Annotated in this window: 3 protein-coding genes; all 3 read left to right on the forward strand. The window is 41.0% G+C overall.

Going from position 1 to position 2,220, the window contains the following annotated elements:
• Positions 1-84 precede the first annotated feature (84 nt).
• The 3 genes from F454_RS0113555 to F454_RS0113565 all read left to right on the forward strand — a co-directional run bounded on the left by F454_RS0113555 (position 85) and on the right by F454_RS0113565 (position 1,894).
• Complete coding sequence (locus F454_RS0113555; RefSeq protein WP_156817298.1) at positions 85-348, forward strand: hypothetical protein; 264 nt, start codon at positions 85-87, stop codon at positions 346-348.
• Positions 345-1,328, forward strand: coding sequence for a PQQ-binding-like beta-propeller repeat protein (locus F454_RS0113560; RefSeq protein WP_018971194.1), 984 nt, complete (start codon positions 345-347; stop codon positions 1,326-1,328). Before F454_RS0113555 ends, F454_RS0113560 begins: the two co-directional genes overlap by 4 nt.
• 242 nt (positions 1,329-1,570) lie before the next feature.
• The gene (locus tag F454_RS0113565) at positions 1,571-1,894 is read left to right on the forward strand and encodes a hypothetical protein (RefSeq protein WP_018971195.1); all 324 of its coding nucleotides are present in this window, start codon (positions 1,571-1,573) and stop codon (positions 1,892-1,894) included.
• Positions 1,895-2,220 lie beyond the last annotated feature (326 nt).

Here is a 2,220-nt window from a genome sequence, read left to right on the forward strand (position 1 = left end):
GAAGATGAGAACACAAGAAAAAGATCGAGAGCATTTCAGGGCTTTGATAGCTCAAAACGACAAATCTCTTGAGAGGTTTAGAGCGTGGATGATAGTGCATATGGTGACAGGCTCGAATGCCATGTGGATCAGGTAAATAGTCTTGACCAGATCAAGTGGATTTTCGAGCCTGCCAAAAATCCTACTGGGAAAAACGGTAGCTCATTCAGGGATGCGATGATGCAACAAATCGATGAGTTACCAGTGACCGATAATATGGCCAGAAAGCTGCTTGGTGACCCGGATATGAAGTCTGCTGATCTGATCGAGCAGATTGGAGACAGCTTTGGTGATATATTTATTAAATGATGAAACAGTTAGAATTACATAGTAATTGCACGGATTTGTATTTATTGGATGGACGTCTGATCAAGAATTTAAATGGTATCTTTTTTCTAGATTCGCATACAGTTGATGGGCTGAGCTCCCGATATGATCTGCATTCGTTCGACAGTGCTCCCCATTATACACAAAATTCGACTTTGTTTCATTTTCCTGCGAATGCATTAGCGCCTGAAGTTGTACTTCAGCTCACGGGGGAGGTTTCTATCTATAGATTTTCAGATGATTTGTTCTTGTGTCATGAGCGTTTGTCTAGAAAAGAACTGAAGTATACGCTAGTTGATAAAACGGGCACCGTTTATTGGAAACAAGTCGCTGATAAGACAGTCAGACATATCGCTAATAAGTTACTTGTGAGAAATCGCCTATCAAATCGTAATGGCGAATTCTGGCTACACGACCAGCATGGGAAAGAGTTGTTCCATCACCAGTTGCCTGAGGGATTCACTTTCCGCGAAGTGGATGTGATTGACGATGTGCTTTTCTTGGAGTCATGGAAAGGTGGTAATGAAGTGATGAGGTTGACTGGGCTGAATGCGAATACTGGAGAGCTTTTGTGGAAGCGTGAGTATTCGATTCCTTATCGTACTAATTGTATAGTCTCTACGAGAGAAGGGAAATTGTACTACGGACTGAGTCAAAAGTATTTCCAAATTCTAAACCCAGTCACTGGAGAGTTTGTGGTCAATATTTCTGTGGAAGGAATGTTCCCCAAAGGAGTTGCCCCGGAAGTGAATCTTCAGTCGATTCAGGATGGCAAGCTATGGTTTGTGAGTGGTCGTGGTCCAGATGCTTGCTTCGGTTGCTTTGATATTGAGGCGCGAAGTTTAGACTTTATCCAACAACACCCACTGGAAGGCGATGATATTTTTGATACCCCAATATTCCATGAGGGGAAGTTGTACCTCAGAACCAAGTTTGAAAAATTACTCTATGTATTAGAGTAGAGATTCGAGCGCGATATTTATCAAAAGCCTCTCACAATGCATATGGTGACCGATGCATATGGTGACAGGCTCGAATGCCATGCAAAATAGATGGTTACTACCTTATGCATATGGTGACAGGCTCGAATGCCATGTAAAATAGATGGTTACTACCTTGAGGGTGGAAGGGAACAAGTCTTAGTTCCATATACGATCAGAGAGTCTGAGGAATTCAAAAAAGCGATAAAAACAGTAGAGTTACCATGGTAGAGCAAATATTAAAAGATATAGGTAGAGAATTTAATAAATTATTAGATCTAATCAAAATTCAAATGGATTCAACAAATAGCCAAGCGATGGATGATTTTTTGAACTATGCATTGGAATACGAGAGTTTACTTCACTCGGATAGAGCCATAGAGAGAGAGGCGTCAGGTGAACTAAAGATGAGCTGGTATTTTTCTGATATTGGTAGATATCTTTCGGAAAATCCCAGAGGTGGCGTTGAGTTTTATTTGCAAATACAAAGAAAGCTAGGGGATCTCGCTTATCTGTGTAGGCAGTTAGATCGTGAACTGTCTAAATAGTAAACTTCGCCGTAGTAGAGTGAATGTTTAACAAGCTTGATCAGCTGTTAAGTGTTACTAGAGTTTCTCGATAAACTCAAATTGCCAAGATCTCCAACGAAATAAGTTAAATAGAGCTGCATGAAATCACTTTAGGAGAATTTCTCCTCTGAACTTCATTTAACAGCCTCAAGAGATCTCTCACCGCTTTGGAGCTATTGAGTGCAATCTCTCTATGCATATAGTGACAGTCTCGAATGCCACACCCGAATGCCATGTACAGATGGATCAACGAAGTACAATAAAGTGCGGGCTGATGGTTACAAAATCACTGGCGAAGATGGTAA

The organism is Rubritalea marina DSM 17716 (assembly GCF_000378105.1).
Taxonomy (GTDB): domain Bacteria; phylum Verrucomicrobiota; class Verrucomicrobiia; order Verrucomicrobiales; family Akkermansiaceae; genus Rubritalea; species Rubritalea marina.